Annotated in this window: 1 protein-coding gene; it reads right to left on the bottom strand. The window is 51.4% G+C overall.

Annotation, left to right across the window (positions count from 1 at the left end):
* Window positions 1-587 (bottom strand): sensor histidine kinase (locus R7Q11_RS27915; RefSeq protein ID WP_318094476.1); only part of this gene is annotated, 587 nt, incomplete at both ends.

The following is a 587-nucleotide window of genomic DNA, read 5'->3' as shown; positions in this document are numbered from 1 at the left end:
TACCATTTGGGCTGTAACGAAAGGCATTGGTGAGGAAATTCTGCACCACACGGCGCAACAATTTAGGGTCCGATTTCACCATGAGAGAAGATGGGATCATAGTGAACTCGATCCCCTGTTGTTTGGCCAATGCGCTGAATTCCGCATTGAGGTTCGCCAGAACATCGTTGACCGCGAAGCCATGCACATTGACTTCCAACTTACCCGATTCCAAACGCGAAATATCCAGCAAATCTCCGATCAAATCTTCCGCCGCGCCTAACGCACTTTCGATGTGTGCCGACAACTTGCGGGTTTCGCTGTCTTTGGCTACTTCAGAAAGTGAAGACGCAAACAAACGGGCGGCATTGAGCGGCTGCATCAAGTCGTGACTCACGGCCGCTAAAAAACGCGATTTCGATTTCGATTCCAAATCCGAACGCTGCGTCGCTGCCACCAACTGCTTGTTGAGTTGCTCCAACTCTCTAGTGCGCGCACGCACTCGTTCTTCTAACGTTTCATTGGCGTCTTTCAGCGCTTGCTCGGCATCGCGGAATACGGTGATGTCCGTAAAGCTCATTACAAAACCACCGCCGGGCATCGGGTTA

Source organism: Vibrio sp. 970, assembly GCF_033339075.1.
The sequence above is the reverse complement of the archived record's forward strand: the minus strand, read 5'-3'. Positions and strand labels throughout refer to the sequence as shown.